This window comes from Marinobacter sp. PE14, assembly GCF_053566155.1.
On the sequence record NZ_JBQXNY010000003.1, the window covers coordinates 396,134 to 422,054 of the forward strand.

General features: G+C 59.5%; 21 protein-coding genes. 8 read left to right on the forward strand and 13 right to left on the reverse strand.

Annotated elements, in window-relative coordinates:
- Positions 1 to 13: 13 nt before the first annotated feature.
- The 10 genes from ACWJ62_RS12575 to ACWJ62_RS12620 form a co-directional block, all read right to left on the reverse strand.
- On the reverse strand, positions 14 to 1,999 hold the full coding sequence (locus ACWJ62_RS12575; RefSeq protein WP_449286489.1) for a hypothetical protein: 1,986 nt from the start codon (positions 1,997 to 1,999) through the stop codon (positions 14 to 16).
- Positions 2,000 to 2,020: 21 nt separating this feature from the next.
- The gene (locus ACWJ62_RS12580) at positions 2,021 to 2,707 is read right to left on the reverse strand and encodes a DUF2959 domain-containing protein (protein WP_449286490.1); all 687 of its coding nucleotides are present in this window, start codon (positions 2,705 to 2,707) and stop codon (positions 2,021 to 2,023) included.
- Between the two features lie 152 nt (positions 2,708 to 2,859).
- Positions 2,860 to 4,548 carry an AMP-binding protein gene (locus ACWJ62_RS12585; RefSeq protein WP_449286491.1) on the reverse strand — a complete coding sequence of 563 codons (1,689 nt, stop codon included), beginning with the start codon at positions 4,546 to 4,548 and terminating at the stop codon, positions 2,860 to 2,862.
- 52 nt (positions 4,549 to 4,600) lie between these two features.
- A complete protein-coding gene (locus ACWJ62_RS12590) occupies positions 4,601 to 5,176 on the reverse strand; it encodes a peroxidase-related enzyme (RefSeq protein ID WP_449286492.1) in 576 nt (191 codons plus the stop codon).
- Between the two features lie 14 nt (positions 5,177 to 5,190).
- On the reverse strand, positions 5,191 to 6,096 hold the full coding sequence (locus ACWJ62_RS12595; protein WP_449286493.1) for a hydroxymethylglutaryl-CoA lyase: 906 nt from the start codon (positions 6,094 to 6,096) through the stop codon (positions 5,191 to 5,193).
- Complete coding sequence (locus tag ACWJ62_RS12600; protein WP_449286494.1) at positions 6,096 to 8,090, reverse strand: acetyl/propionyl/methylcrotonyl-CoA carboxylase subunit alpha; 1,995 nt, start codon at positions 8,088 to 8,090, stop codon at positions 6,096 to 6,098. Before ACWJ62_RS12600 ends, ACWJ62_RS12595 begins: the two co-directional genes overlap by 1 nt.
- Positions 8,091 to 8,092: 2 nt before the next feature.
- A complete protein-coding gene (locus ACWJ62_RS12605) occupies positions 8,093 to 8,899 on the reverse strand; it encodes an enoyl-CoA hydratase-related protein (RefSeq protein WP_449286495.1) in 807 nt (268 codons plus the stop codon).
- Between the two features lie 14 nt (positions 8,900 to 8,913).
- The gene (locus tag ACWJ62_RS12610; RefSeq protein ID WP_008170608.1) at positions 8,914 to 10,521 is read right to left on the reverse strand and encodes a carboxyl transferase domain-containing protein; all 1,608 of its coding nucleotides are present in this window, start codon (positions 10,519 to 10,521) and stop codon (positions 8,914 to 8,916) included.
- A gap of 207 nt (positions 10,522 to 10,728) precedes the next feature.
- On the reverse strand, positions 10,729 to 11,898 hold the full coding sequence (locus ACWJ62_RS12615) for an isovaleryl-CoA dehydrogenase (RefSeq protein ID WP_449286496.1): 1,170 nt from the start codon (positions 11,896 to 11,898) through the stop codon (positions 10,729 to 10,731).
- Positions 11,899 to 11,927: 29 nt separating this feature from the next.
- Positions 11,928 to 12,371 (reverse strand): MerR family transcriptional regulator, encoded by a 444-nt coding sequence (locus tag ACWJ62_RS12620; protein ID WP_449286497.1) that lies wholly within the window; start codon positions 12,369 to 12,371, stop codon positions 11,928 to 11,930.
- A gap of 104 nt (positions 12,372 to 12,475) precedes the next feature.
- Here ACWJ62_RS12620 and ACWJ62_RS12625 point away from each other — a divergent pair, with 104 nt between their 5' ends.
- The 4 genes from ACWJ62_RS12625 to ACWJ62_RS12640 all read left to right on the forward strand — a co-directional run bounded on the left by ACWJ62_RS12625 (position 12,476) and on the right by ACWJ62_RS12640 (position 17,429).
- Complete coding sequence (locus ACWJ62_RS12625; protein WP_449286498.1) at positions 12,476 to 13,237, forward strand: SDR family NAD(P)-dependent oxidoreductase; 762 nt, start codon at positions 12,476 to 12,478, stop codon at positions 13,235 to 13,237.
- A gap of 24 nt (positions 13,238 to 13,261) precedes the next feature.
- Entirely contained in the window at positions 13,262 to 14,413 is a 1,152-nt protein-coding gene (locus tag ACWJ62_RS12630; protein WP_449286499.1) for an acyl-CoA dehydrogenase family protein, read from the forward strand.
- Between the two features lie 16 nt (positions 14,414 to 14,429).
- Positions 14,430 to 15,611 (forward strand): thiolase family protein, encoded by a 1,182-nt coding sequence (locus tag ACWJ62_RS12635; protein ID WP_449286500.1) that lies wholly within the window; start codon positions 14,430 to 14,432, stop codon positions 15,609 to 15,611.
- Between the two features lie 480 nt (positions 15,612 to 16,091).
- The gene (locus ACWJ62_RS12640) at positions 16,092 to 17,429 is read left to right on the forward strand and encodes a sodium-dependent transporter (protein WP_449286501.1); all 1,338 of its coding nucleotides are present in this window, start codon (positions 16,092 to 16,094) and stop codon (positions 17,427 to 17,429) included.
- On the opposite strand, the gene ACWJ62_RS12645 is transcribed toward ACWJ62_RS12640, so the two are convergent.
- Entirely contained in the window at positions 17,416 to 19,332 is a 1,917-nt protein-coding gene (locus ACWJ62_RS12645; RefSeq protein ID WP_449286502.1) for a sigma 54-interacting transcriptional regulator, read from the reverse strand. The two genes, ACWJ62_RS12640 and ACWJ62_RS12645, sit on opposite strands and share 14 nt — an antisense overlap.
- Positions 19,333 to 19,644: 312 nt before the next feature.
- On the opposite strand from ACWJ62_RS12645, the gene ACWJ62_RS12650 reads away from it, so the two are divergent.
- From ACWJ62_RS12650 to cynS, 4 genes are read left to right on the forward strand one after another with little or no spacing between them, the layout of a single operon-like run.
- Positions 19,645 to 21,066 carry a CmpA/NrtA family ABC transporter substrate-binding protein gene (locus ACWJ62_RS12650; protein ID WP_148607879.1) on the forward strand — a complete coding sequence of 474 codons (1,422 nt, stop codon included), beginning with the start codon at positions 19,645 to 19,647 and terminating at the stop codon, positions 21,064 to 21,066.
- Positions 21,067 to 21,068: 2 nt separating this feature from the next.
- Positions 21,069 to 21,896, forward strand: a complete 828-nt coding sequence (ntrB, locus tag ACWJ62_RS12655) for a nitrate ABC transporter permease (protein ID WP_449286503.1) — start codon at positions 21,069 to 21,071, stop codon at positions 21,894 to 21,896.
- Positions 21,897 to 21,951: 55 nt separating this feature from the next.
- Positions 21,952 to 22,860 (forward strand): ABC transporter ATP-binding protein, encoded by a 909-nt coding sequence (locus ACWJ62_RS12660; protein ID WP_449286504.1) that lies wholly within the window; start codon positions 21,952 to 21,954, stop codon positions 22,858 to 22,860.
- 27 nt (positions 22,861 to 22,887) lie between these two features.
- On the forward strand, positions 22,888 to 23,331 hold the full coding sequence (gene cynS, locus ACWJ62_RS12665; RefSeq protein ID WP_449286505.1) for a cyanase: 444 nt from the start codon (positions 22,888 to 22,890) through the stop codon (positions 23,329 to 23,331).
- 395 nt (positions 23,332 to 23,726) lie between these two features.
- Here the strand turns inward: cynS and ACWJ62_RS12670 are convergent, their stop codons facing one another.
- Together ACWJ62_RS12670 and ilvG are read right to left on the reverse strand one after the other, a co-directional pair.
- Positions 23,727 to 24,005, reverse strand: coding sequence for an ACT domain-containing protein (locus ACWJ62_RS12670; protein WP_449286506.1), 279 nt, complete (start codon positions 24,003 to 24,005; stop codon positions 23,727 to 23,729).
- On the reverse strand, positions 24,002 to 25,702 hold the full coding sequence (ilvG, locus tag ACWJ62_RS12675) for an acetolactate synthase 2 catalytic subunit (RefSeq protein ID WP_449286507.1): 1,701 nt from the start codon (positions 25,700 to 25,702) through the stop codon (positions 24,002 to 24,004). Before ilvG ends, ACWJ62_RS12670 begins: the two co-directional genes overlap by 4 nt.
- Positions 25,703 to 25,921 lie beyond the last annotated feature (219 nt).

Sequence of the window (25,921 nt, forward strand, 5' to 3'; positions counted from 1 at the left end):
TGCGGCAGTCTTTTTACTCTCCCGATTCTTCGGCAGGCGCTGCCCAGCTGGTGTAGCCAAGATCCATTACCCGGGCGACTTCCTCATCGGGTATGGCCGAGAGATCGCCCAGTTCCAGCGTGTCGTAGTGGAAGGCGTAAAGCCTGGAAGTGAATTCGGCCACGGGCAGTGAGGCTTCGCCACGAACTTCGCCATTGCCGTAGGTTGAGCAGGTAATGCCCTGGCCCCAGTTCTGGCCGCTGTCGTTGTTGGGGTTGAAAAAGTACACCCGCATCTCGTTCTTCGGGCTCAGAGCAACGCGCAGGATATTGATGGCGTGGCGGCCAACAAAGCGGGCGGCGCTGTCCGTTACGGCGATGCCCGCCGGCTGGGCATGAATGACCGGTATGTTGCCGTTGTAGAAGGGGTGATAGCTCGCGTAGAAATGCCGGATAAAGCCGTCGTAGTCCTTTACCTCGCCGGTGTTTACGTCGGCGACCACGCGGAAGCCGTGGCTCACCCACCAGCCGTAGAATTCCGGGTTGATCCAGCGATGGGCATCGTCGTCCCGGTTTTCACAGCGGCGCCACATCTCGCCGTAGATGCGATCCAAATGGGGGATGAGCACCAGCGATACCGGGTCTACATCCACCGGTGTGCCCTCCACCAGGCCGGGCTCCAGATCCCTGGAAGAAACCTCCTGGCCCTCGAACCGGCTGAGTACTTCGTTGTCCCTCGCGGCCCAGGTGAGCACCTGAAGCAGGTAGTCGGCCTCGTTCGACGCCCACATGGAAAGACCAATGGCAGACTGGCAGGTGGGGTTGTTGCCCTGGCCGACACCCAGGGGCTGGCCTAACAGATTGAGGACACCTGCGAGCAGGAACACCCGGGGCGGCCGGGCTTCGCCAAACGCCTCTCTGAGGGTTTGTTTGGTCTCCTCAGAAGGACGGAGCTTGATTTGCCGCCACAGTGCCTGGGCGACCGACGGTGTAAACAGCGATCCGCGCTCCAGCATCATGGTCAGGCCATAGACGGCCTGGCAGGTTTCCGGGTAGATGGCCTCGTCAATCAGTGCATGGACCAAGTCGGTGTAACAGTAGAGATCGTCCAGCCCGGTCATGGTCAGCCCCAGTGTGTTGGGGATGAGATCGTCCTGGCCGCTGGCGCGCAGGAACCGCAGCATCACCGCGTGGTAGGGAGAGGCTAGGCCGGTGTCGAACATGCTGCGGGCAAAGTAGGTGGCTTCGGAGGAGAGTGCCACGTCGTCCATGTCTTTCAGGCGCGCCTCATAGACCTCAAGGCCGGGGTCCTCTGCGCTGGCCGGTGTGGGGGCGTATAGGGCTTTCACCAGACGAGTGGCATCGGTGTTGCGCCGGGTTTTGATGTCGGGATCGTAGAGGCACTTGGCGATCTGCCCGATCATTTCGCGAATACTGTCGACCTGCACGGGCCCCTGGTCCAGCAATCGCCAGACTTCCGCTACCAGGCTGTCCAGAAGGCTCTCATAGCCCAGGTGGGAGATCAGGTACTGGTAGAGTTCCTGAACGATAATGCCGAGCTGCTTCGGGCGTTCCCGATCGGCTTCTGTAAGCTGGCCAGACAGCAGATCCAGGTTTAACGCCATCACCTGAGTGAGAAAGTGGCGTGCCTGCTCGGCTGAAATCCCCGGATGGAAATATTTGCCACGGGTGACGGCCAGCATACGCAGTTCGCTGATCGCCTCCACAATGGTGGTAACGGCACCCGCTTCCCTCAGCGAGTGTTTGGCGAGCGCCGGTTGCAGCAGGGCTGGTCGGGCCCAGTCGCTGGTGCCGAAAATGCCGGCGGATTCGAGCGACCTTACGCGCCGGTAGAGGGCGTCGAAGCCGCCCGGCAACGTCATCAGTATTCTGGTACGCTCCAGAAGGCTGAGACTGGAGGCTTTTGGGTCCGCTTTCCGGGCGCGGGCAAATTCTGCCAGCGCCATATCGAACTGCATCAATGCCGGCTTGAGCGCAGGATCTGCGTCTTGGCGCTCCATAGCGTTGACTCCCTTGAGGTGTTACCCGCCCTGGCGAAAGCGTTGAATAAAGGCTTCAGACTCCGCGATTGATTGTTCCATGTTGCGAATCAGGGAATCCACATCCTGACGGATGCTCACCAGTTCGTTTTCCAGCGAACCGATCGCCTGGGCATTCAGATTATGCTTAAGGTACAGCACCTGATCCTCAAATGCCTGCAACACCGGCTCCATCCTGTCCTCGGCATCGTGCATCCGGCTGATCAGTTGGCCGTACTGGACGCGGGTCTCTTTCAGCTGCTGTTCACTGTTGCGGCGCAGTGACGCGCTCTCATACAGGCTGAGTTCGTCTTCCCATTCATCGAACAGGTCCTCGGCGACTTCTTCTACCTTGTCGATCCGGTCCCGCACCTCTTCGGCACTCGACAGGCTGTCTTCGTAGGCATCGCTGATTTCAGCATATTGTTCCTTGAGCTCAGTATCTGGTGTGTCCACCACACTCTGGAAACGCTCAAGCGACGAACGGAAGGTTTCCTGGGCGTCGTTCTGGCTGTCCCGGGCATCTTCGACCCGATCCACCAGGATGTCCCGCTTTTCATACCCGAATTTTTCCATGGTTTTGTAGTACACCGTGGAGCACCCGCCGAGGAGCACCGTGCTTAGCAATAGCACCCAGAAACGTTGAAGGCTGGTTTTTGTTATCGAGTGGTCGGTTGCGGGGCTGGGCATCGGGGCGTCTCCGGTTGCATGCTAATCAGAGAAGTGAAGCATGGCGGTGGAGCGCTGACAAGCACGGATTCGGCCCTCTTTTGCTCGAGCGGAAAACGACAAACCCCGGCAAGAGCCGGGGTTTGTCAGTTCAACCAAAGCAGAGACCGTGGTTATTTCTTGAGTCCCATTTCCTCGATTGAAATTTCCCGCATCTTGAACTTCTGGATCTTCCCGGTGACGGTCATCGGGAATTCGTCCACGAACTTGTAGTTCTTCGGGATCTTGAAGTGGGCGATCTTGCCCTTGCAGAAGGCCTGCAGGTCTTCGGCAGTGACCGGCGCCGCTTCGGGGGCCAGTTTAACCCAGGCAATCAGTTCTTCGCCGTATTTGTCATCGGGGATACCGGTAACCTGCACTTCCTCAATAGCCGGATGGGTGTAGAGGAACTCTTCGATCTCTTTCGGGTAGATGTTCTCGCCGCCGCGGATGACCATATCCTTGATGCGGCCAACGATCTGAACGTAGCCGTCTTCGTCCATGGTGGCCAGGTCGCCTGTGTGCATCCAGCCGGCATTATCGATGGCTTCGCGGGTTTTCTCTTCGTTGTTCCAGTACTTCAGCATCACGCTGTAGCCGCGGGTGCACAGCTCGCCGATTTCGCCACGCGGGACCACGTTGCCGGTGCCTGGATCAACGATCTTGGTTTCCAGGTGCGGTTGGGTACGGCCCACGGTGGTGACCTGCTTTTCGAACGGGTCGAGAGAGCTGGTCTGGGTGGAAACCGGGCTGGTTTCGGTCATGCCGTAGGCAATCTGAACTTCTTTCATGTTCATTTTGCCGTTGACCTTCTTCATTACCTCCGCCGGGCAGATGGAGCCGGCCATGATGCCGGTGCGGAGGGTGGAGAGGTCGTAGGTTTCGAAATCCGGATCGGCCAGTTCGGCGATGAACATGGTCGGTACGCCGTACAGGGCGGTCGCTTTCTCCTGATGCACGGCCTGGAGCACGGATTTCGGCTCAAAGCCCTCATCCGGGTAGATCATCGTGGAGCCGTGGGTGATGCAGCCGAGGTTACCCATGACCATACCAAAGCAATGGTAAAGAGGGACCGGGATGACCAGGCGATCTTTCTCGGTGAAGAGCTGGCTCTCGGCCACAAAGTACCCGTTGTTGAGGATATTGTGGTGGGTAAGCGTAGCGCCTTTCGGGTTACCGGTGGTGCCGGAGGTGAACTGGATGTTGATGGGGTCGTCGAACTGCAGTTCACCCTGACGCTTTTCGAGGTCTGCTTCAGAGACATCGCTGGCAAAGCCGACGAACTCTTTCCAGGTCCACATGCCGTCGTGCTTGTCTTCGTGCACGTTGATCACGGCACGCAGCTCGGGCACGTGGTCGGCCTTCAGCTTGCCGGGTGCACTGCGCTTCAGTTCCGGGGCGAGCTCGTAGATCATCTCGCGGTAGTTGGAGGCCTTGAAGGAATCCGCGGTAACCAGAACCGTAATGCCAGCCAGGTTCAGTGCGTATTGCAGCTCATGCACTCCGTAAGCCGGGTTGATGTTCACCAGGATGGCGCCAACCTTTGCGGTGGCAAACTGGGTCACCGTCCACTCATAGCGGTTGGGTGACCAGATACCCACCCGGTCTCCGCGTTTCACGCCGATGGCCATGAAGGCCCGGGCCGCTTCATCCACCTTTTCAACAAATTCCTTGTAGGTCCAGCGAATGTCCTGGTGCAGGCACACCAGGGCTTCGGTGTCCGGGAACTTCTCTGCAGTGCGGTCGAGCATATCGCCGATGGTCATGCCCAATAGGGGCGCTTCGGCGGTTCCGCTGGTATAGCTTGGTAGAGTCTTGCTCATATCTCTGCCTCCATTGTTTTTGTATTCGAGGGCAAGCAGGGCAGGTTTCCTGCTAGCGACTCTGACTGTGATACTCGGGATTCGGTTGCATATCGCTGGCAATCGCCACGCGATTGGACATGTTGTAAAAACCAACGAGGTTGCTCAGGTCCCAGATGCCCCGGTCGCTGAGTCCGGCATCCCGCAGAGCCTGGGTGTCTTCTTCGGTGACAGTGGCCGGTGAGCGGGTGAGGTGGGATGCAAAATCCAGCATCGCCCGCTGGCGCTTGTCGAGTTTGGCGCTGCGGTAGTTCATCACCATGTGCTCACCCAGTTGGGGGTCGCCACTGAGTACCCGCACGGCGGCGCCGTGGGCTACCAGGCAGTAGAAGCATTTGTTCTCGGAGGAGACCACCACGGCCACCATTTCCCGCTCGAGTTTGCTCAGCTCGCTTTCGCCCATCATAAGTTCGTTGTACAGGCGGGTGAAGCCTTCCAGCTGTTTGAGGTTTTGGCTGTAGGCGGTGAGTACGTTCGGGATCATGCCCAGCTTTTCTTGGCAGATCTGGAAGTACTTCTGGGTGTCTTCCGGCATGTCGCTGATCTCGGGAATCGGCAGATCCAGCGCGACCACATTCTTGTTGCTCATAACTACTCCTGGTTTTAACAGTTACCGCCCATCGCCTGGCCGACTTTTGATCCGTTGTGGCGTTTCAGCTGGCTACATATCCAGTCGCCCGTGGCGACAAGCTTTTCAAGATCGACGCCGGTTTTTATCCCAAGGCCGTTAAGCAGGTATAGCACGTCCTCGGTTGCTACGTTGCCCGAGGCTCCCTTGGCATAGGGGCAACCGCCGAGTCCGGCAACTGAGGCATCAATGACGCTGACGCCTTCCTCCAATACCGCGTAAAGGTTGGCCAGTGCCTGGCCGTAGGTGTCGTGGAAGTGGGCAGCCAGCTTTTGCATGGGCACGTGGGCTGCGACGGCTTCGAGCATGCGTTTTGCTTTGATCGGGGTGCCGACGCCGATGGTATCGCCCAGTGAGATCTCGTGGCAGCCCATGTCGTACAGAGCCTTGGCTACGGTGGCCACTTGCTCCGGGGCAATGTCACCTTCGTAGGGGCAACCCATTACGGTGGAGACATAGCCGCGCACGGGGATGCCGTGTTTGCGGGCTTCCTCGACGACCGGCGCAAAGCGCTCGAGGCTCTCGGCGATGGTGCAGTTGATGTTCTTTTTGGTGAAGGATTCGGACGCGGCGCCGAAGACGGCCACTTCGCCGACCTTCGCAGCCAGTGCGCCCTCAAACCCTTTCAGATTCGGGGTGAGGGCGGAGTAGCAAACGCCAGCTTTGCGGTCGATGCCGGCCATAACTTCGGCGGCGTCACCCATCTGTGGCACCCATTTCGGGGACACAAAGCTGGCGGCCTCGATGTGGCTCAGGCCGCTGTCTGCCAGGCGGTCGATCAGTCCGGTCTTGATGGCGGTGGCGATCACCGGGCCGGGCTCATTCTGGAGTCCGTCCCGGGGGCTCATCTCAACCAGGCGAACCTGTTTGGGAAAGGCCATCAGCCTGCCTCCTCTTCGTTTACTTCAATGGCAATCAGCTCGGCACCTTCGGAAACCTGGTCGCCCTCGGCGAAGAAGATTTCGGTGACCACGCCGTCGGCCGGGGCCTTGATGGCGTGCTCCATCTTCATAGCTTCCATGATCACCAGGCTCTGGCCCGCGGTGACCTTGTCGCCAACCTTGGCCTGCACTGCGACGATGGCGCCGTTCATGGGCGCGGCCAGGCTGCCTTCGCCGGCCATTTCCTCGAAGCCGTAACTTTCCTTGTACACGGTGCAGTTGAAGGTGTCGCCCTCGTAAAACAGCACCAGCTGGTCGTTATGCAGGTTGCCGTGGATGCTGATGCGATGGCCGTTGATGACGGCCTGCAGGTAGTCGTCGTCGAGGCGTGCGGTAAGGTTGTAGACGCTGTCGCCAACGAAGACCTGATAGCGGTCGTCGCGCTCCAGCACCTTCAGGTCGTGAATCTCTTCACCCACCTGCAGTTGCAGTGGCTGGGCAAACTCCGAGTTCATACGCCAGCTGTTCTGGCGGCCAAACGGCGACCAGGGGTCGGTGCTGACCACTTCCCGGGATTTACGCTGCTCCAGTACAAATCCAGCGGCCAGTACCAGGGCTTTGTGGGTATCCAGCCTGGATTTCGGGAACAGCAGTTCCCGGTGATCCTCGATGAAGCCGGTAGTCAGGTCCGCTTCCCGGAACGGCTGGGCATCGGCCAGGGCGTGCAGGAACCGGATATTGGTCTTCACGCCGGCGATGCGGTAGTGCTCCAGGGCCTGGACCATGCGGTTGATGGCCTGGTCGCGGGTTTCGTCCCACACGATCAGTTTGGCGATCATCGGGTCGTAATGGATGCTGATGTCGTCGCCTTCGGTAACACCGGTGTCGACTCGCACATGGGCGCTTTCATCCGGGGTGCTCAGGTAGCGAAGGTTGCCGGTGGCCGGGAGGAAGTCCTGGTCCGGGTCTTCGGCGTAGATCCGCGCTTCCAGGGCGTGGCCGCGGGTTTTCACCTGGGATTGCTCCAGCGGCAGGGGCTCGCCCCAGGCCACTTTCAGCTGCCATTCCACCAGATCCTGGCCGGTGACCATCTCTGTGACCGGATGCTCTACCTGCAGCCGGGTGTTCATTTCCATGAAGAAGAAGGAACCGTCCACGTCGTACAGGAATTCGACGGTGCCGGCGCCCACGTAGTTGATGGCCTGGGCTGCTTTAACTGCCGCTTCGCCCATGGCTTTGCGGGTTTCTTCGCTCAGGCCCGGAGCCGGCGCTTCTTCCAGGACTTTCTGGTGGCGGCGCTGCACGGAGCAGTCCCGCTCGGCCAGGTACACGCCCTTGCCGTCTTTGTCGCAGAACACCTGGATTTCAACGTGCCTTGGCTGGGTCAGGTAGCGTTCGATGAGCATGTCCGGGTTGCCAAAGGCATTCTTTGATTCCCGTTTGGCAGCGGCCAGGGCGTCGTCAAAATCTTCCATACGCTCGACCACACGCATGCCCTTGCCACCACCGCCGGCAACGGCCTTGAGCAGAAGCGGGAAACCGCACTTTTCGGCCTCGGCGCGCAGCGTTTCTGCGGACTGGTCGTCGCCGTGGTAGCCGGGCACCAGGGGCACACCGGCTTCTTCCATGATGGCCTTGGCTGCGGACTTGGAGCCCATGGCAGCAATGGCCGAGGAGGGCGGACCAATAAAGACAATATTGTTGGCTTCACAGGCTTCGGCAAACCCGGTGTTTTCCGAGAGAAAACCGTAGCCCGGGTGAACGGCCTGAGCACCGCTCTTTTTGGCAATCTCGATGATCTTTTCAGCCCGCAGGTAGCTCTCGGAGCTGGGTGCAGGGCCGATGTGGAAGGCTTCGTCGGCCATGGCCACGTGCCGTGCATTGGCGTCGGCCTCTGAATAGACGGCGACGACGCGAATGCCCATGCGGTGGGCGGTTTGTATGATCCGGCAGGCGATTTCGCCCCGGTTGGCGATCAGTATCTTGCTGAACATTGTTATTCTTCCTCCGGAACCCAGTTGGCCTTGCGCTTGTTCAGGAAGGCGCTGAGCCCTTCCTGCCCCTCTTCACCCACCCGGATATCCGCGATGCGGTGAGCGGTGTCGTCAATCACGTCGTCGTTGATAGGCTTGTGGCTGACGGCGAATACCAGGTCCTTGGCGGCTTTCATGGCCTCGGGCCCGTTCATGGCCAGTTGCTGGAGCATGTCGTTGCAGCGGGCTTCCATCGCCTCGACATCGTCACAGACGATGTGTACAAGGCCGTATTCCTGAGCCTGCTTTGCGGTGAACACTTCGGCGGAGATGAAATACCGCCGGGCCTGGCGCTCGCCAATGGCACGCACCACGTAGGGGCTGATCACCGCCGGAATCAGGCCGAGCTTCACTTCGCTGAGGCAGAAGCTGGACTTCTCGGTGGCAATGACGATGTCGCAGCAGGCAGCAAGGCCCACTGCGCCGCCGAAAGCGGCGCCCTGTACCAGGCCGATCACGGGCTTGGACAGGTGGTTGAGTACGTTCATCAGCCGCGCCAGTTCCCGGGAATCATCCAGGTTTTCCTGGCGGCTGTTCTCGGCCATGCGGCGCATCCAGCCAAGGTCAGCCCCGGCGGAGAAGTGCTTGCCTTCGGAGCGCAGGATGACGACCTTCACGCTGTTGTCGGCATTCACCTCGGTGAGGGTGCTGATCAGCTGCTGGATGATCACGTCGTCAAAGGCGTTGCGTTTGTCAGGGCGGTTGAGAACCACCTCGGCAATGCCTTCGTCGCGACGTTTGAGCAGAACTGCGGATTCGTTGTCTGTCATGTCAGTCTCCCCGATCACATCCGGAACACGCCGAAGCGTGTTGGCTTGGCGGGTCGGTTAAGGGTGGCAGACAGGCTCAGGGCAACCACTTCGCGGGTCTGGGCCGGGTCGATGACGCCGTCGTCCCAGAGTCGGGCGCTGGCGTAGTAGGGATGGCCCTGATGTTCGTAGGTGTCGATGATCGGCTTCTTGAATTCAGCCTCTTCCTCGGCGCTCCATTCCTGGCCCTTGCGCTCCATACCTTCGCGGCGAACGGTGGCCATAACGCCGGCGGCCTGTTCGCCGCCCATCACCGAGATGCGGGCGTTCGGCCACATCCAGAGGAAATCCGGGCTGTAGGCACGGCCGCACATGCCGTAGTTGCCCGCGCCGAAGGAGCCACCGATCAGTACGGTGATCTTGGGCACGTTGGCACAGGCCACGGCCATAACCATCTTGGCGCCGTGCTTGGCGATGCCTTCGGATTCGTATTTCTGGCCAACCATGAACCCGGTGATGTTCTGCAGGAACAGCAGCGGGATGTTGCGCTGGCAGCATAATTCAACGAAGTGGGCGCCTTTCTGGGCGGCTTCGCTGAACAGGATGCCGTTGTTGGCGATGATGCCCACCGGGTAGCCGTGAATATGGGCAAATCCGGTCACCAGGGTCTGGCCGTAGTAGCGTTTGAATTCGTCGAACTCGGAACCGTCGACGGTGCGGGCGATGACGTCACGCACGTCAAACTGCTTGCGCAGGTCGGTGCCAACGATGCCGTAGATTTCCTCGGCGTCGTACAGCGGTGCCTTGGGCTTGCGGATTTCCACATCCGTTGGCTTGCGACGGTTCAGGTTGGAGACGCTGCGCCGGGCGATTTCGAGGGCGTGTGCGTCGTTCTCGGCGTAATGGTCGGCAACACCGGAGATTTTACAGTGCACGTCGGCGCCACCCAGGTCTTCGGCGGTGACGACTTCACCGGTGGCGGCTTTTACCAGCGGCGGGCCTGCCAGGAAGATGGTGCCCTGGTTGCGGACGATGATGGATTCGTCGGCCATGGCGGGCACATAGGCGCCACCGGCGGTGCACAGGCCCATGACGACGGCAATCTGTGGGATGTCGTCGGCAGACATGCGGGCCTGGTTGTAGAAGATGCGGCCGAAGTGGTCACGATCCGGGAAGACTTCGTCCTGGCGGGGCAGGTTGGCGCCGCCGGAGTCGACCAGGTAGATGCACGGCAGGCGGTTCTGCAGGGCGATTTCCTGGGCGCGCAGGTGTTTTTTCACCGTCAGGGGGTAGTAGCTGCCGCCTTTTACGGTGGCGTCGTTGGCGATGATCATGCATTCGGTGCCGGAGACGCGGCCCACGCCGGCGATCACGCCTGCAGCGGGGACTTCTTCATCGTAAACGTTGTAGGCGGCGAACTGGCCGATTTCCAGGAACGGGGAACCGTCGTCCAGGAGGCGGTTGATGCGCTCCCTGGGAAGCAGTTTGCCACGGGCGATGTGGCGCTCCTGGTAGGAGGGGCCGCCGCCTTGCTGGATGGTGGAAACTTTGTCTCGCAGGTCGGCTACGGCCTGGGCCATGGATTCCTGGTTGGCCTGGAACTCTTCGGACCTGGGGTTAATCTTGCTTTGAAGTATTGTCATTTTTTCGGGCCTCGAGGTTCGGGGCGGCGGGACTGGCAGGGAATCTTTCCGGGAACCGCTACGAGCACATCCATGTGCGCTTGACGTCGGCCATCCATGGCCGCCGACATTCCCGGAAAGACACCCTGCCAGTCCCTCGTTGTACTTTGGGTGCAAGCCGTCCCCGGCTTATCCGGCTGAGGACGGCTACTGGCTTGAAGCTGCGCGTTATTTGTTCAGGTACAGCTCACGACCGATCAGCATCCGACGGATCTCGGACGTTCCGGCACCGATCTCGTACAGCTTGGCGTCCCGCAGCAGCCGGCCTGTCGGGTATTCGTTGATGTAGCCGTTACCGCCGAGCAGCTGGATGGCGTCCAGGGCGATTTTGGTGGCCATTTCGGCGGAGTAGAGGATCGCGCCGGCGGCGTCTTTACGGGTGGTCTCCGCGCCACGGTCGGCAGACATGGCGACCATGTAGACGTAGGACTTGGCGGTGTTCATCCAGGTGTACATGTCGGCGACTTTGCCCTGTACCAGTTCGAATTCGCCGATGGCCTGGCCGAACTGTTTGCGCTCACGGATGTAGGGAACCGTCACGTCCATAGCTGCCTGCATGATGCCCAGGGGGCCGCCGGAAAGTACGAGGCGTTCGTAGTCGAGGCCGCTCATCAGGACTTTGGCGCCGTTGCCCACGCCGCCCAGGACGTTTTCCTTGGGTACTTTGCAGTCCTGGAACACCAGTTCGCAGGTGTTGGAGCCGCGCATCCCGAGTTTGTCGAGTTTCTGGTGGCGGCTGAAGCCCGGGGCGTCGCGCTCTACGATGAAGGCGGTCACGCCCTTGGAGCCGGCGGAGGTGTCGGTTTTGGCGTAGATGACGTAGGTGTTCGCATCCGGGCCGTTGGTGATCCACATTTTGTTGCCGTTGAGGAGGTAGTGGTCACCCGCGTCTTTGGCGCTGAGTTTCATGGAGATGACGTCGGAGCCGGCGTTGGGCTCGGACATGGCCAGGGCGCCAATGTGCTCGCCGCTGACGAGTTTCGGCAGGTATTTCTGTTTCTGCTCTTCGGTGCCGTTGCGGTGAATCTGGTTTACACACAGATTGGAGTGAGCACCGTAGGAGAGGCCAACGGAAGCGGAAGCACGACTGATTTCTTCCATGGCGATCACGTGCGCCAGGTAGCCCATGTCGGAGCCGCCGTATTCTTCGCTCACGGTGATACCCAGCAGGCCCATGTCGCCCATTTTCCGCCACAGGTCCATGGGGAACTCGTTGTTGCGGTCAATTTCCTCGGCGCGCGGTGCGATTTCGGAAGCAGCAAAGCCGTTGATTTGCTCGCGGAGCATATCGAGGGTTTCGCCGAGGCCGAAGTTGAGCTCTGAGTATTGTGATTTCATTGTTGGCTACCTTTGATTTCTGTCATTCATTAGTTTTCAGCGGTCTGCCTGGCTTCTTCGTTTGCCGGGGCCTGCTGTTTCTTTTTCTTCTGCAGCTCGGTCAGGGCTTCTCGGCACCGGGCTTCGGCTGTATCCATTTCCATTTCTGCCTGGGCAATGTCGTTTTTCTGCTGTTCGAGTTGCGCCCGTTTGTTGTCCAGAATGGTTAGCATCTTGAGCAGCTGTTTTTCGTTGCCGCTGAGGGTTTCGTCCCAAAGGTCGAACAGCTCTTTGGTTTCTGCCAGGGAAAAGCCCATACGCTTGCCCCGAAGAATAAGCTTCAGACGCACACGATCCTTTGAACTAAAGATCCGTGTCTGCCCGCGCCGAGTGGGCTTGAGCAGTTCCTGATCTTCGTAGAAACGGATGCTCCGGGTTGTCACGTCGAACTCTTTGGCGAGCTCGCTGATGCTGTATGTCTGTTTAATGTCCATTGGGATTTCCTTTTTAGACTTAGGTTAGATAAAGTTTACGTAAACGTAAAGTAGTTTTAGGGTCCGATTTTTAACAAACAGAATCCTGAAAAGGGGAGTGAACGATGGAATTCAAAAATGTGGCAGCCATTGTAACAGGCGGTGCTTCCGGGCTGGGCGAGGGTGCGGCCCGCGCACTGGCCGCTGCGGGCTGCAAGGTCGCTGTTCTTGATCTTCAGCAAGAGCAGGGTGAAAAGGTGGCCGCGGATATCGGCGGCATCTTCCTGAAATGCGATGTCAGTTCCCCGGACAGCGCCGAAGCGGCCATCAACGCCGCCCGTGAGGCCCATGGCCCCTGCGGTATTGCCGTGAACTGCGCCGGTATTGCCACGGCCTCGAAGATTCTGGGCCGTGAGGGTGTGATGCCCCTGGAGAACTTCATCAAGGTTATTCAGGTCAACCTGATTGGTACCTTTAACATCCTGCGCCTGGCGGCAGCGGATATGGCCCAGCGCGAACCCAACGCCGATGGTGAACGCGGTGTGATCATCAATACCGCTTCGGTGGCTGCCTACGAGGGCCAGATTGGCCAGGCGGCCTACAGTGCCTCCAAAGGCGGTGTGGTATCGCTGACCCTGCAGTCGGCCCGCGAGCTGGCTCGCGAAGGCATCCGTGTAAATACGATTGCACCGGGCCTGTTCATGACGCCCATGATGGCGGGTATGCCCGATGAAGTTCAGGAAAGCCTGGCGGCCACGCTGCCTTTCCCGAAGCGCCTCGGCAAGCCGGAAGAATTCGGCATGATGGTTGACCAGATGGTGCGCAACCCGATTCTTAACGGCGAAGTGGTTCGTCTGGACTGCGCGCTTCGCATGGCGCCCAAGTAAAGCACTCAGTTGCAGGAGACATACATGACCGTGTCTGTTGATAAAGAAGAACTGGCGATGTTCCGGGATTCCGTTATCAAGGTCCTGGAAAAAGAAGTGACGCCACACTACGAAGCCTGGGAAAAGTCTGGTCTTGTACCCCGGGAGCTCTGGAACACCCTGGGTAACGCCGGGATGCTGTGCGTGGATGTGCCCGAAGAGTGGGGCGGTATCGGTGCGCCCTTCCAGTTCTCCGTGGTAGTGGGTGAAGAACTCGCTCGCATGGGGTTCGGCGCGCTGTCCACCAACGTGATGGTGCACTCGGACATTGTGGCTCCCTATCTGAGCCACATGGGCAATGAAGAGCAGCGGCAGCAGTGGTTGCCAAAGCTGGTCTCCGGCGAAGCCGTCGGTGCCATCGCCATGACCGAACCCGGCGCCGGTAGTGACCTGCAGGCGATTCGCACCAGTGCGGTCAAGGATGGCGATGAGTACATCCTGAACGGTTCCAAGACCTTCATTACCAACGGTCAGCACGCGGACATGGTCATCGTTGCCGCGAAAACCGACCCAAAAGCCGGTGCCCGCGGCATTAGCCTGTTCCTGGTGGATACGTCATTGCCGGGCTATAGCAAAGGCCGCAATCTGGACAAGATCGGCCAGCATTCCGGGGATACCTCCGAGCTGTTCTTCTCCGACATGCGCATCCCGGCGTCCGCGCTTCTTGGCGAAGAGGGGCAGGGGTTTGTTTACCTGATGAAGGAACTGCCCCGGGAGCGACTGGTGATTGGCGCCCTTGGCGTGACCGCGGCCCGAGGTGCCCTGGACCTGACCATCGCCTACGCCCAGGAGCGGGAACTGTTCGGCCAGAAACTGGCCCAACTGCAGAACACCCGTTTCGAGATTGCGCGAATGGAAACCGACTACCGGGTGAACAAGGCGTTCGTGGACCAGTGCATCGACCAGTACGACCTCGGCGAACTGGATGCACCGACCGCATCCATGGCCAAGTACAGCGCCACCGAAATGCAGTGCCGTGTGGCCGATGGCTGCCTGCAGCTGTTTGGTGGGTACGGTTACACCACGGAATACCCGATTTCCCGGGCCTTTATCGACGCGCGGGTACAGCGCATTTATGGCGGCACCTCGGAAGTCATGAAAGAAATTATTGCCCGCTCTGTGCTGGGCAAAGCCTGATTAAGTGAGGAAAACCATGAGCAACAACGACGTAGTCATCGCAGGATCAGCCCGTACCCCGATGGGCGGCATGATGGGCGCCCTCAACTCCGTGCGCTCGCCGGACCTGGGCGCCATCTCCATCAAGGCCGCCATTGAACGCTCCGGCCTTCAGCCGGCGGATGTCCAGGAAGTGATCATGGGCTGTGTACTGCCCGCTGGCCTCGGCCAGGCTCCGGCCCGCCAGGCCTCGCGCGCCTCTGGAATTCCGGATAGCTCCGGCTGCACCACCATCAACAAGATGTGCGGCTCCGGCATGCAGGCCGTGATTATGGCCCACGACCAGATCAAGGCTGGCACCAACAACATCATGATCGCCGGCGGCATGGAAAACATGAGCCAGGCACCGTATCTCCTGCCCAAAGCCCGCGCCGGTATGCGCATGGGCCATGGCCAGGTAATGGACAGCATGTTCCTGGATGGCCTGGAAGACGCCTACGAAGGCGGCCTGATGGGCGTCTTCGCCCAGCGTACCGCTGACAAATACGACATCAGCCGCCAGGCCATGGACGAATTCGCCATCGGTTCCCTGCAGAAATCCCTGGCCGCCATCGAAAACGGCTGGTTCCGTGACGAGATTGTTCCGGTAACCGTATCTGGCCGTGGCGGCGACACTGAAGTCGACACCGACGAGCAGCCGGGCAATGCCAAACCGGAGAAAATCCCGCACCTGAAGCCGGCCTTCGCCAAAGACGGTTCCGTGACTGCGGCCAACTCCAGCTCCATCAGCGACGGCGCCTCCGCCCTTGTGCTGGCCTCCGCCGCCGAAGCCGACGCCCGTGGCCTGACACCCCAGGCCCGTATCGTGGCCCACGCCACCCACGCACGCCTGCCGGCCGAATTCACCCTGGCGCCCATTGGCTCCATCGAGAAGGTGCTCAAGAAAGCCGGCTGGACCGTGGACGACGTGGATCTCTTCGAGATCAACGAAGCCTTCGCCGTGGTTACCCTGGCGGCCATCAACGAGCTGAAATTGCCGGCTGACAAGGTCAACGTCCACGGCGGCGCCTGCGCCCTCGGTCACCCGATCGGCTCTTCCGGTTCGCGGATCATCGTTACCCTGATCAATGCCCTGAAGCAGCGTGGCCTGAAGCGTGGTGTGGCTTCGCTGTGCATTGGTGGTGGCGAGGGGACTGCCGTTGCCATCGAGTTGATTTGATCGGTTCTTGTTGTAGCCTGCCCGGCTAGGGGCGGGCTGCGGGGTGGCCGGTGAATTTTTCTTGGAAAAAGAACTCGCTTCGCTCAGACACCTTTTTCCGGCGAAAAATTCACCGGCCACCCCGCGCCGAGATACCTTGATGGGATCGCGAAGTTAATGATCTGCTGATGTGCCGTAGGTTGGATTAGCCGCAGGCTTAATCCGACCTACGAGCTTCAAAGTCTCTTTTTTCTTTTCAGAGAATCACATCCCTTAGCCCAAAGGACGGTGGTGGGGGTACCCTTTCTGGCGGAAAAAAATGTCTGAGCGAAGCGAGTTGTTTTTCCCAGAAGAAAAGGTACCCCCATCGCCGGCCACTCCCCCAAGGCTGAAGTCCTAAAACTCCCAGAGACCCCAAGTTGACATCAGTCATGCGGCCAACCCCATGATTTGCTAGCCTTCAATGCATTGAAATTCCCCGGCATTGGAGAAAGAATCCCCGTGCGAAAGCGCCACGAGTTTATTGAGGAATCCCGCAAACAATGGAGCTCCGAGCCTGCGTTTGTGGCTTCGATGGCCGCAGCGGCTGTGGGGCTTGGAAACCTATGGCGGTTTCCGTACATGGTGGGGGAGAACGGTGGTGGCGCTTTTGTGGTCGCCTATCTGCTGGCGCTGATTGTGGTGGTTCTACCCATCATGATTCTTGAAGTCTCTGCAGGGCGACTCTCGAAAGGCAGTACCGTTCATACCTACCGGCAGGTGAATCGCTTCGGGGTGGTGTACGGTTGGTTCGTGGTGCTGATTACCGTTGCCATTACCAGCTACTACCTCGTGATCACCGGCTGGACCCTTGGCTATGCGGTGGATGCGGCAACAAACAACCTTCAGGTTTTTGACGACTTTACCGCGGGTTACAACTCGCTTTGGTATTTCGTCGCAGTCACCGTGGTCGGTGCGTTCATCCTGGCCAAGGATGTAACAGCGATCGAGCTGTTGTCGAAGGTTCTGATGCCAGTTCTGATCGTTGTGATGGTCGGGCTGGTGATTCTGGCCAGCCGCACACCCGGCTGGGAGCAGACCAAGGATTTCTTTTTCCAGGTGGACTGGAGTCGTTTGACGGATGGCAAGCTCTGGGCGTTTGCCTTCGGCCAGGCGTTCTATTCTCTGGCGATTGGCCAGGGTTACCTGGTGACCTATGGCAGTTTCATTCCTCGACAAACTCACGTGCCCCGGGCCTGTCTGATTGTTGCAGGTACTGAAACCAGTGTGGCGCTGCTGGCGGGCTGGATGATCTTTCCGTTCGTGTTTAGCCTGGGTATGGAGCCGACGGAGGGCAGTCAGCTGGCGTTTGTGACCATGCCGCGGGTGTTTGAGGATATGGCTGGCGGCTATTGGGTCGGTACCCTGTTTTTCAGCCTTTTCTTCATGGCGGCGTTCAGTTCAAGCCTGGCCGGGCTGAAGGTGATGATTGCGGCGGTGGCGGAGGAGTTCCGGCTGAGCAATGGCAAGGCTGTGAGTCTTGTTACCCTGGTCATGCTGGTGCTGGGCACAGCCTCCGCACTGAGTTTCACGCCACTGGAATGGAACATTGCCGGGGAGCCGGTGCTGGATGTGATCGACCGGGTGGCCGGGGGTAATGTGATCATCTTCTCCGGGGTGTTGGGCGCCGCTTTGTTCTGCTGGTTTATTCCGCCCGAGAAAATCCGGACAGTGCTGGGTACCCAGAGCCGTTGGTGGGAGTGGCGGATCTACCTGATTGGCCGCTATCTGCCGCTGGTGATGCTGTTCTGGATTGTGGTGACCTACGCCCTGAGCCAGGTGGGCATCACTCCGGTCTGACCTGGAATTCTCTCGGTTCGATCTTCAGCTTTTTCAGGCGCGAGGTCAGGGTGGTCGGTTTGATGCCCAGCATGGCGGCCGCGCCGTCATCACCGAAGACCCGGCCACTGCTCATGGTCAGGGCCCGGGTGAGGTTCTGTTTCTCCAGCTCCCGCAGCTCCTGTTCTGTCATCAAGTCACCGCTGTAATGTCTTGCTGGGGCTACTTTTGCAGGGGTGGTTCGGGCTGCGGATTCCGGCCCCGGCAGGTCCAGATCCAGTCGGCCGTCTGACGTGATCACCTGTCGCTCGATCACGTTCTCCAACTCCCGCACGTTGCCGGGCCAGTGATAAGCTTTCAGGGTTTCGACGTCGCGCTCTTTCAATGCGAGCAGGGGCCGGTTGAACTTCTGGCAGGCCCGGTTCAGAAACTCCTGGGCGAGGATGGGAATATCCTCCAGACGCCGGCGCAAAGGCACGGATTCAATCGGGAAAACATTTAGTCGGAAGTAGAGGTCTTCCCGGAAGGTTTTCTCCTGAACTTCCGATTTCAAGTCGCGGTTGGTGGCGGCAATCACGCGAACATCCACCGCCCGGGTGTTGTTTTCGCCCACACGTTCGAATTGCTGATCCTGGAGTACCCGGAGCAGTTTGCCCTGAAGTTCCAGCGGGATTTCACCGACTTCGTCCAGGAAGAGCGTGCCGCCATGTGCGAGTTCGAATCGGCCCACACGGTCACTGACGGCACCGGTGAAAGCACCTTTGATATGGCCGAAGAACTCGCTTTCAAACAGGTCTTTGGGGATGGCTGCACAGTTCACCCGAATCAGGGGCCGGTCGCGCCGGCTGCTGGACTGATGGATGGCGCGGGCAATCAGCTCCTTGCCTGTCCCGGATTCACCGGTGATCAGTACGTTGGCATCCGTGGGCGCCACCATGCCGATACGCCGCACGATCGCTTTGATCGCCTCGCTCTGGCCGAAGATCTCGTGAAAATGATACTCGGCGCTGAGCTCCTCCTGCAGGTAGGCATTCTCCATTTCCAGCCGGTGTTTGAGGGTTTCCACCTCCTCCAGCGCTTCCTGCAATTCTTTCTGGGCTTCCTGGCGTGCCGAAATATCCCGGAACACGACAACGGCACCCACGGGATGTCCGTTATCCAGAATCGGTGTGCTGGTGTATTCCACGGGAAAGCCGCTGCCGTCCTTGCGCCAGAACCAGTCTTCGCCCACGCGCTTTACGCTGGCATCGCGGAAGGCGGCGTATATCGGGCAATCCTTGAGTGGATACAGGCTGCCATCTGCATGGGAGTGGTGGACCACGCGGTGCAGCACCCGCCCCATAAGCTCGTCAATTCGCCATCCCAGCATCCGCTCGGCGGCGGGGTTTGCGAAGGTGCCGCGCCCCTCGGCATCCACCCCGTAGATGCCTTCCCCGACAGCATGAAGAATCAGCTGGTTCTCCCGCTCCATGTCCTTGAACAGCTCTTCGACCCGCCGCCATTCAAGCAGGCCGCCCCGATGGTAGTGGTTGGCATCGTGGCGTTCCCGAAGGGTTCGCAGCTGGCGTCGGTCCCTCAATAACAGCAGCACGTTCTGGGTTTCCGCCTCGCCAACCCTGGATGAGGAGATCTCCAGTTCCACCGTGTGGCCGTCCCGGTGCTGGAGAAAGAAGTCGCGGCTCCAGCCGTGGCTGCGAAACAGGGTTTCCTCGGTGAAGGCAATCAGTTGGGGCCGCTGGTCTGTGAACAGATGGGTGCAGGGCGTGCCGACGAGGGATTGCCGGTCGGTGCCGATCATTCGGCCCATGGCACTGTTGGCGGACAGAATCAGATCCCTGCCTGCGTCTACCAACAGTGCAGCTTCTGGAAGGTGGTCGATCCAGTTTCCGGTAACGTCCGGGGTATTGATGGCTTCGGTAATCATGGCGATGTCCTGGGTCAGTCCGGGAAAACATAACAAACCCTGTGCCAACTACGAAAAATCGCAGTAAAGACTACGAGAATTCGTTAATTACGAAAGTTCGTAGTTGTTTTGTTTGCAGGCGTTTGAATTTTATTTAAATAAAAACAGGCAGTTAAAAAAATAACCGGACTTGGCACAAACCCTGCGATACCTATCTCAGAACGCGGAGCCGACCCGACCGTTTCCATCCTCGGGCCCGAGCCGCACCTTTGCTGCACCGTGAGAGTGCAGAAATAACCCGTTACTTAGGCCCCAAACCCAGGAGAGTGCGCCATGACCACGAAAAGCCTTGGAAATCCGTTTGACGGTGACAAGTCCCTGATTCATGCCAAGACCTGTGGCTGCCCCGAGTGCAAACCCGGCGACAGTACCCCGTCCATTTCCCTCGATCTCAAGCCCTCCGCCGGCCAGCAGGCAGTCGCTGACGAGCCTCTGGATTCCGAAGCGATGATGGATCGCGCCATCGAAGGCGCGGTGGTGCGCTCTGTGTTTGGTCACAACGAGCACGGCCGGCGGGCCTTCATGAAAATGATGGGCGCGGGCACCGCGGCTGCCGTTCTGGGCAGTGTGTTTCCGATGGAGAAGGCCAAGGCCGCAGTGAAGGAGTCGCTGGGCAAGCTTGAGAAGACCAAACTGAACGTTGGTTTCGTGCCGATTACCTGCGCCACGCCTATCATCATGGCCCATCCCATGGGTTTTTATGAGCGTTATGGCCTGGATGTCACTGTCACCAAGACCGCAGGTTGGGCGGTGGCCCGGGACAAGTCCCTGGCCGGCGAATACGACGCCTCACACATGCTCACCCCCATGCCTCTGGCCATGACCATGGGCGCGGGCTCCACACCGGAGCCGTTCATCATGCCGGCGGTTGAGAACATCAACGGCCAGGCCATCGTGCTGCACGTAGACCACAAGGACAAGCGCGACCCTAAACAGTGGAAAGGCTTCAAGTTTGGCGTGCCGTTCGAATACTCCATGCACAACTTCCTGTTGCGCTACTACCTGGCCGAGAACGGTATCGACCCGGACAAGGACGTGCAGATCCGTGTGGTTCCGCCACCCGAGATGGTTGCCAACCTGCGTGCCGGTAACCTCGATGGCTACCTGTCTCCGGACCCGTTCAACCAGCGTGCCGTGTGGGAGAAGGTCGGCTTCATCCACATGCTGACCAAAGACATCTGGGAAGGTCACCCTTGCTGCGCCTTTGCCTGCAGCAAGCAGTTTGCCACCCAGAACCCGAACACCTACGGCGCCCTGTTGCGCGCCATCATCGACGCGACGCAGTACTCGAACAATCCGGATAACCGTAAGGAAATCTCTGAGGCCATCGCGCCGAAGAACTATCTGAACCAGCCGGTACCGGTGATTCAGCAGGTGCTGACCGGCTACTACGCCGATGGCCTAGGCGAGGTGAAAGATGTACCGGACCGTATCGATTTCGACCCGTTCCCGTGGCACTCCATGGGCGTGTGGATCCTCACCCAGATGAAGCGCTGGGGTTATATCGAGGGTGATGTGGACTACAAGGGCATTGCCGAGCAGGTCTACCTGGCGAGCGAGACTGGCAAGATCATGGAAGAACTGGGTTATACCGCCCCGGACAAGACCTACAAGACTCACACCATCATGGGCAAGACGTTCGATTCTGACCGTGCTGAAGAGTACGCACGCAGCTTCGACATCGGGAGGGTGTAACCATGGCTTCCCTGAACGTCCGAGCAGCACTGCTGTCGGTGTCGTTCCTGATTCTGGCCCTGGGGCTCTGGGAAATGGCAACCCAGCCCCCGGAGGCCCAGACAGGACTGACCGAATACGAAATGCTGATGGGTGGTGTAGAGCAGGAATCCCGAGTGCCGCCACCCTCGGCGGTGATCAAGCTGGCCTGGGCGGAGTTGTCCGATCCGTTCTATGACGCCGGCGCCAACGACAAGGGTATCGGCATCCAGCTGGCCTATTCGGTGTACCGGGTATTGACCGGCTATCTGGCGGCCATGGCCATTGCGCTGCCCGTCGGGTTCCTGATCGGCATGTCGCCGCTGATGTACAAGGCCCTGAACCCGTACATCCAGTTGCTGCGGCCGATCTCGCCGCTGGCCTGGATGCCCCTGGCCCTGTTCATCATCCAGGACTCGGATGCCTCGGCGATCTTTGTGATCTTCATCTGCTCGATCTGGCCGATGTTGCTGAATACCGCCTTTGGCGTGGCCAACGTGAGGCAGGACTGGGTCAACGTGGCCCGCACCCACGAACTCGGGCCCCTGCGCACTGCTATTACCGTGATCCTGCCGGCCGCCGCACCCACGATTCTGACCGGTATGCGGATCTCGATCGGCATCGCCTGGCTGGTCATCGTGGCCGCGGAAATGCTCGTGGGCGGCACCGGCATTGGCTATTACGTGTGGAACGAATGGAACAACCTGGATCTGGCCAGTGTGATCTTCTCCATCCTGATGATTGGGGTGGTGGGCATGCTGCTCGACCTGGCTCTGGGCAAAGCCCAGAAACTGGTGGAATACAAAGAATGAGCGGTCCGGCACCGGTTTCCGGTGCCGGCCTCAACCCTCCGAATGGAGACCTGTTATGAGTAAATCATTCCTGGAAGTAGATGGCCTGTCCAAGGTGTATCCGGACGGCCAGGGCGGTGAACTGACCGTCTTCGAGGATATCCGCTTTGCCCTGGAGAAAGGTGAGTTTGTTTGCATCATCGGCCACTCCGGTTGCGGCAAATCCACCATCCTGAACGTTCTGGCAGGCCTGGATGAAGCCAGCGCCGGCAACGTGGTGATGAACGGCAAGGAAATTAAAGGGCCCGGTCTTGAGCGCGGCGTGGTATTTCAGAACTACAGCCTGCTGCCCTGGAAAACCACGCTGAACAACATCGTCTTCGCCGTACGCGCCCGCTGGCCGGAGTGGTCCAAGGAAAAGGTAAAAGAGCACAGCGAACGCTACCTGAAGATGGTAGGCCTGGACCACGCCCTGAACCGCAAGCCGTCCCAGCTATCTGGCGGCATGCGCCAGCGGGTAAGTATCGCCCGGGCCTTCGCCACCCAGCCGGAACTTCTGCTGCTGGATGAGCCGTTCGGTGCGCTGGATGCCCTGACGCGGGGCGTGATTCAGGACGAACTGGTGAAAATCTGGGAAGAAACCCGCCAGACCGTGTTCATGATCACCCACGATGTCGACGAAGCGATCCTGCTCTCCGACCGCATCTTCCTGATGTCCAACGGCCCCAATGCCCGCATCGCCGAAAGCGTGAAAGTGGACATTCCGCACCCGCGGGCCCGGGCCACCATTTTCCAGAACCCGGCCTACCACAAAACCCGGGACTACCTGGTGGACTTCCTGGTCAACCGCAGCGGCTCGGCCCTGCCGGAAAAAGACGGTACCCCGAAAATCGTGGAACCCGCCAAAGGCGTTGCCCAGTCAGCGTTGGCGTCTGACGAATCTGAAACCGAATCCGAAATTGCCGCCCGTGCGGTGAATGCCTGAAATCTAAAGCCAAGAGAGGAAACAGCCATGATGAACAAAGAACTGATGACCGCAAAAATCCTGGAAGCCAAAGTTTCCAAGGGCATAACCTGGGAAACCATCGCCGAAACCATCGGCATGTCCCCGGTGTTCACCACCTCAGCGGCCCTGGGTATGAACAGCCTGACCGAAGACAAGGCCTTCGCCCTGTGCGAAATCCTCGGTCTGGATAAGCCGGTGGCAGAGGCCCTGCAGGTATGCCCCAAAAAAGCCTGGGACGGTGCCGTTCCGCAGGATCCGCTGATCTACCGTTTGTACGAAGTGGTGGGTGTCTACGGCGATACCATGAAAGAACTGATCCATGAAAAATTCGGCGACGGCATCATGAGTGCCATCGATTTCACCATGGACATCGAGAAGGAAGAGAATCCGAAGGGCGACCGTGTCGTGGTTACCATGAACGGGAAGTTCCTGCCTTATAAAGCCTGGTAATCGCAGGTCCTGTAACCTCGGAGGTCCGGTCCTTGTAGCCTGTTGGTTGAGGGGCGGGCTTGCGGGGTGGCAGGTGGAGTTTTTCTTGGAAAAAGCAACTCGCTTCGCTCAGACATCTTTTTCCGGCGAAAAATCCACCTACCACCCCGCGCCGACGTACAACGCAGGTTCACCGGCTTAAAGACGTTGTGTTTTCTCTTTTCTCCAGAAATACCGTTTCTGCCCGTCGGTAGGGGGTGGGGGTATCTTTTCTGACAGGGAAAAGATGTCTGAGCGCAGCGAGTTGTTTTCCCCGAAGAAAAGATACCCCCACCCCCCGTACCTGCCCGCCAAACCTCAGGCTGCGGAGCGACGATACTCCCAAACCTCAGGCTAACGAAGACAACCTCGCAAGCTTAGGCCGAACGAGACCGGGCCACAGATCCAGCCGCGAGGGCAACCTCGGCAACGGTGTGAAGCTTCTCCAGTTGCGACTGCAACATGGCAATCGGCCGCGTGCCTTCGAGGGTGAGGGCGATGTTCAGATGATCGCCGGCGGTTTCGACCGCCATGGTGGCGATCCGGAACCCGCGAATGCGGACCACCTGGCACAGCCGCTCCAGGGCGGCGGCTTCGTGGGTCATGCGGCAGTTGATGGTATAGCTGGGTGTCGAAGGCTGGCTTTGCGGGTTCATGCAACTTGCTCCTTGCTGGTTTTGGCGGTGCGGGCGGTTTCGTCGATCATGTCTGTGTTGCTGGCGCCGGGTTTGACGATGGGCCAGACGTTTTCTTCACGGCTGATGGCAACGTGCAGCAGCATCGGGCCGTTGTAGGCCAGGATGGTTTCGATGCCGCGGCGGATCTGGTCGGTGCGTTCGATGTGGAGGGCCGGGATGTCGAAGGCCCGGGCCATGGCAACGAAGTCGGGGTTGTCGTCCAGGTTTATCTGGCTTTCCCGGTTGTTGTAGAACAGTTCCTGCTGCTGGCGGACCATGCCCAGGCACTGGTTGTCCATGACGATCAGTTTTACCGGGAGGTTGTAGCGGCGGATGGTGGCCAGTTCCTGGGCGTTCATCATGAACGAGCCATCACCGGTGACGTTGATGACGGTGCTGTTGCGATCCGCAAACTGGGCGCCGATGGCGGCGGGCAGGCCGAAGCCCATGGTTCCGAGGCCGCCACTGGTGAGGTGGTGGCGCGGGTGATCGAACTCATAGTGTTGCGCTACCCACATCTGGTGCTGGCCAACGTCGCAGGCGATCACGGTGTCGTCCGGGGCAATCCGTGAGAGCTGACGGATGAAGGCCGGGCCGGTGATCGGCGCCAGGGGCTCTTCGTTGTCAGCGGCGTGGAAGCCGCCGGTGGTGTACCGGGTGCGGCACTGTTTCTGCCAATCACTGATGGCCAGTGGGTCAGTCTGCAATGCATCCGCCAGTGATTTCAGGATGTTGTTCAGATCACCACGGATGGCCAGATCGGCGTCGCGCAGTTTATTGATTTCGGCGGCGTCGGCATCGATGTGGATCATCCTGGCGTTGGGGGCGAAGCCGTCCAGTTTGCCGGTGGCGCGATCGTCCAGGCGGGCGCCGATGACCAGCAGCAGGTCGCACTCGTCGACGGCCTTGTTGGCGGCTCGGGAGCCGTGCATACCCAGCATGCCGAGGTTGTAGGGGTTGTGTTTGCCCGGATTGCCGATGCCCTTCAACGTTACAACCGCAGGCAGGGCGGAGGATTCGGCAAAGGTCCTGAAACTGTGCTCGGCGTGGGCCAAACTGATACCACCACCACTGTAGAGCAGGGGCTTGCGGGCGGCGCGCAGCATTGCCAGGGCTTCCGTCAGGTCTGTCGAAGCTGGCTCACATGGGTGAGGCTTAGGGAAGGGCGCATCGGCCACTTCGGTCAGCAACAGGTCCTTGGGGATGTCAATCCAGACCGGTCCGGGGCGGCCGCTCTGGGCCAGTTCGATCGCCTCTTCCATGATGGTTGGCAGGCTGTCTGCATCATCAATCAGGTAGCTGTGTTTTACGATGCCCAGGGTCATGCCCAGTACGTCGGTTTCCTGGAAGGCGTCGGTGCCGATCAGGCCAGACGGCACCTGGCCGGTGATGACCAGCATGGGAATGGAGTCCCGGTGGGCATTGGCAACACCGGTGATCAGGTTAGTGGCGCCGGGGCCGGACGTGGCAATGCACACGCCCAGCTTGCCGCTGGCCCGGGCATAGCCGTCGGCCGACAGGGCGCAGCCCTGTTCGTGGCGGCACAGCACGTGCTCCACGCCCACATCGTCCACCAGCGCGTCGTATAGCGGCATAATGCAGCCGCCCGGATACCCGAAAACCGTGCTGATGTTGTGGCGGTGGAACGCTTCAAGAATGTGCTGTGCGCCGTTCATGGTCGTTTTTCCCTTTTCTTTTGCCGTAAAAAAAGAAACCCCCGGGACCTTTCGGTGCCGGGGGTTTCTGGTGTTTTGTCAGGTTTGTCGCTATCTCACCCGCTTGTCCACACAGAAGCCCCCGGACGGTACCACGACCACCAGGACGAGCTTCACAAGGACAATCACTGCGTTGAGATTCATAAAATCGACAGTCTGCTCTGAATTCGTAAAAAGATT

Bases quoted from the DNA above. Each gene is read 5' to 3' on its own strand.
- ACWJ62_RS12575 (WP_449286489.1), bottom strand. From the start codon at position 1,999: ATGGAGCGCCAAGACGCAGATCCTGCGCTCAAGCCGGCATTGATGCAG.
- ACWJ62_RS12580 (WP_449286490.1), bottom strand. From the start codon at position 2,707: ATGCCCAGCCCCGCAACCGACCACTCGATAACAAAAACCAGCCTTCAA.
- ACWJ62_RS12585 (WP_449286491.1), bottom strand. From the start codon at position 4,548: ATGAGCAAGACTCTACCAAGCTATACCAGCGGAACCGCCGAAGCGCCC.
- ACWJ62_RS12590 (WP_449286492.1), bottom strand. From the start codon at position 5,176: ATGAGCAACAAGAATGTGGTCGCGCTGGATCTGCCGATTCCCGAGATC.
- ACWJ62_RS12595 (WP_449286493.1), bottom strand. From the start codon at position 6,096: ATGGCCTTTCCCAAACAGGTTCGCCTGGTTGAGATGAGCCCCCGGGAC.
- ACWJ62_RS12600 (WP_449286494.1), bottom strand. From the start codon at position 8,090: ATGTTCAGCAAGATACTGATCGCCAACCGGGGCGAAATCGCCTGCCGG.
- ACWJ62_RS12605 (WP_449286495.1), bottom strand. From the start codon at position 8,899: ATGACAGACAACGAATCCGCAGTTCTGCTCAAACGTCGCGACGAAGGC.
- ACWJ62_RS12610 (WP_008170608.1), bottom strand. From the start codon at position 10,521: ATGACAATACTTCAAAGCAAGATTAACCCCAGGTCCGAAGAGTTCCAG.
- ACWJ62_RS12615 (WP_449286496.1), bottom strand. From the start codon at position 11,898: ATGAAATCACAATACTCAGAGCTCAACTTCGGCCTCGGCGAAACCCTC.
- ACWJ62_RS12620 (WP_449286497.1), bottom strand. From the start codon at position 12,371: ATGGACATTAAACAGACATACAGCATCAGCGAGCTCGCCAAAGAGTTC.
- ACWJ62_RS12625 (WP_449286498.1), top strand. From the start codon at position 12,476: ATGGAATTCAAAAATGTGGCAGCCATTGTAACAGGCGGTGCTTCCGGG.
- ACWJ62_RS12630 (WP_449286499.1), top strand. From the start codon at position 13,262: ATGACCGTGTCTGTTGATAAAGAAGAACTGGCGATGTTCCGGGATTCC.
- ACWJ62_RS12635 (WP_449286500.1), top strand. From the start codon at position 14,430: ATGAGCAACAACGACGTAGTCATCGCAGGATCAGCCCGTACCCCGATG.
- ACWJ62_RS12645 (WP_449286502.1), bottom strand. From the start codon at position 19,332: ATGATTACCGAAGCCATCAATACCCCGGACGTTACCGGAAACTGGATC.
- ACWJ62_RS12650 (WP_148607879.1), top strand. From the start codon at position 19,645: ATGACCACGAAAAGCCTTGGAAATCCGTTTGACGGTGACAAGTCCCTG.
- ntrB (WP_449286503.1), top strand. From the start codon at position 21,069: ATGGCTTCCCTGAACGTCCGAGCAGCACTGCTGTCGGTGTCGTTCCTG.
- ACWJ62_RS12660 (WP_449286504.1), top strand. From the start codon at position 21,952: ATGAGTAAATCATTCCTGGAAGTAGATGGCCTGTCCAAGGTGTATCCG.
- cynS (WP_449286505.1), top strand. From the start codon at position 22,888: ATGATGAACAAAGAACTGATGACCGCAAAAATCCTGGAAGCCAAAGTT.
- ACWJ62_RS12670 (WP_449286506.1), bottom strand. From the start codon at position 24,005: ATGAACCCGCAAAGCCAGCCTTCGACACCCAGCTATACCATCAACTGC.
- ilvG (WP_449286507.1), bottom strand. From the start codon at position 25,702: ATGAACGGCGCACAGCACATTCTTGAAGCGTTCCACCGCCACAACATC.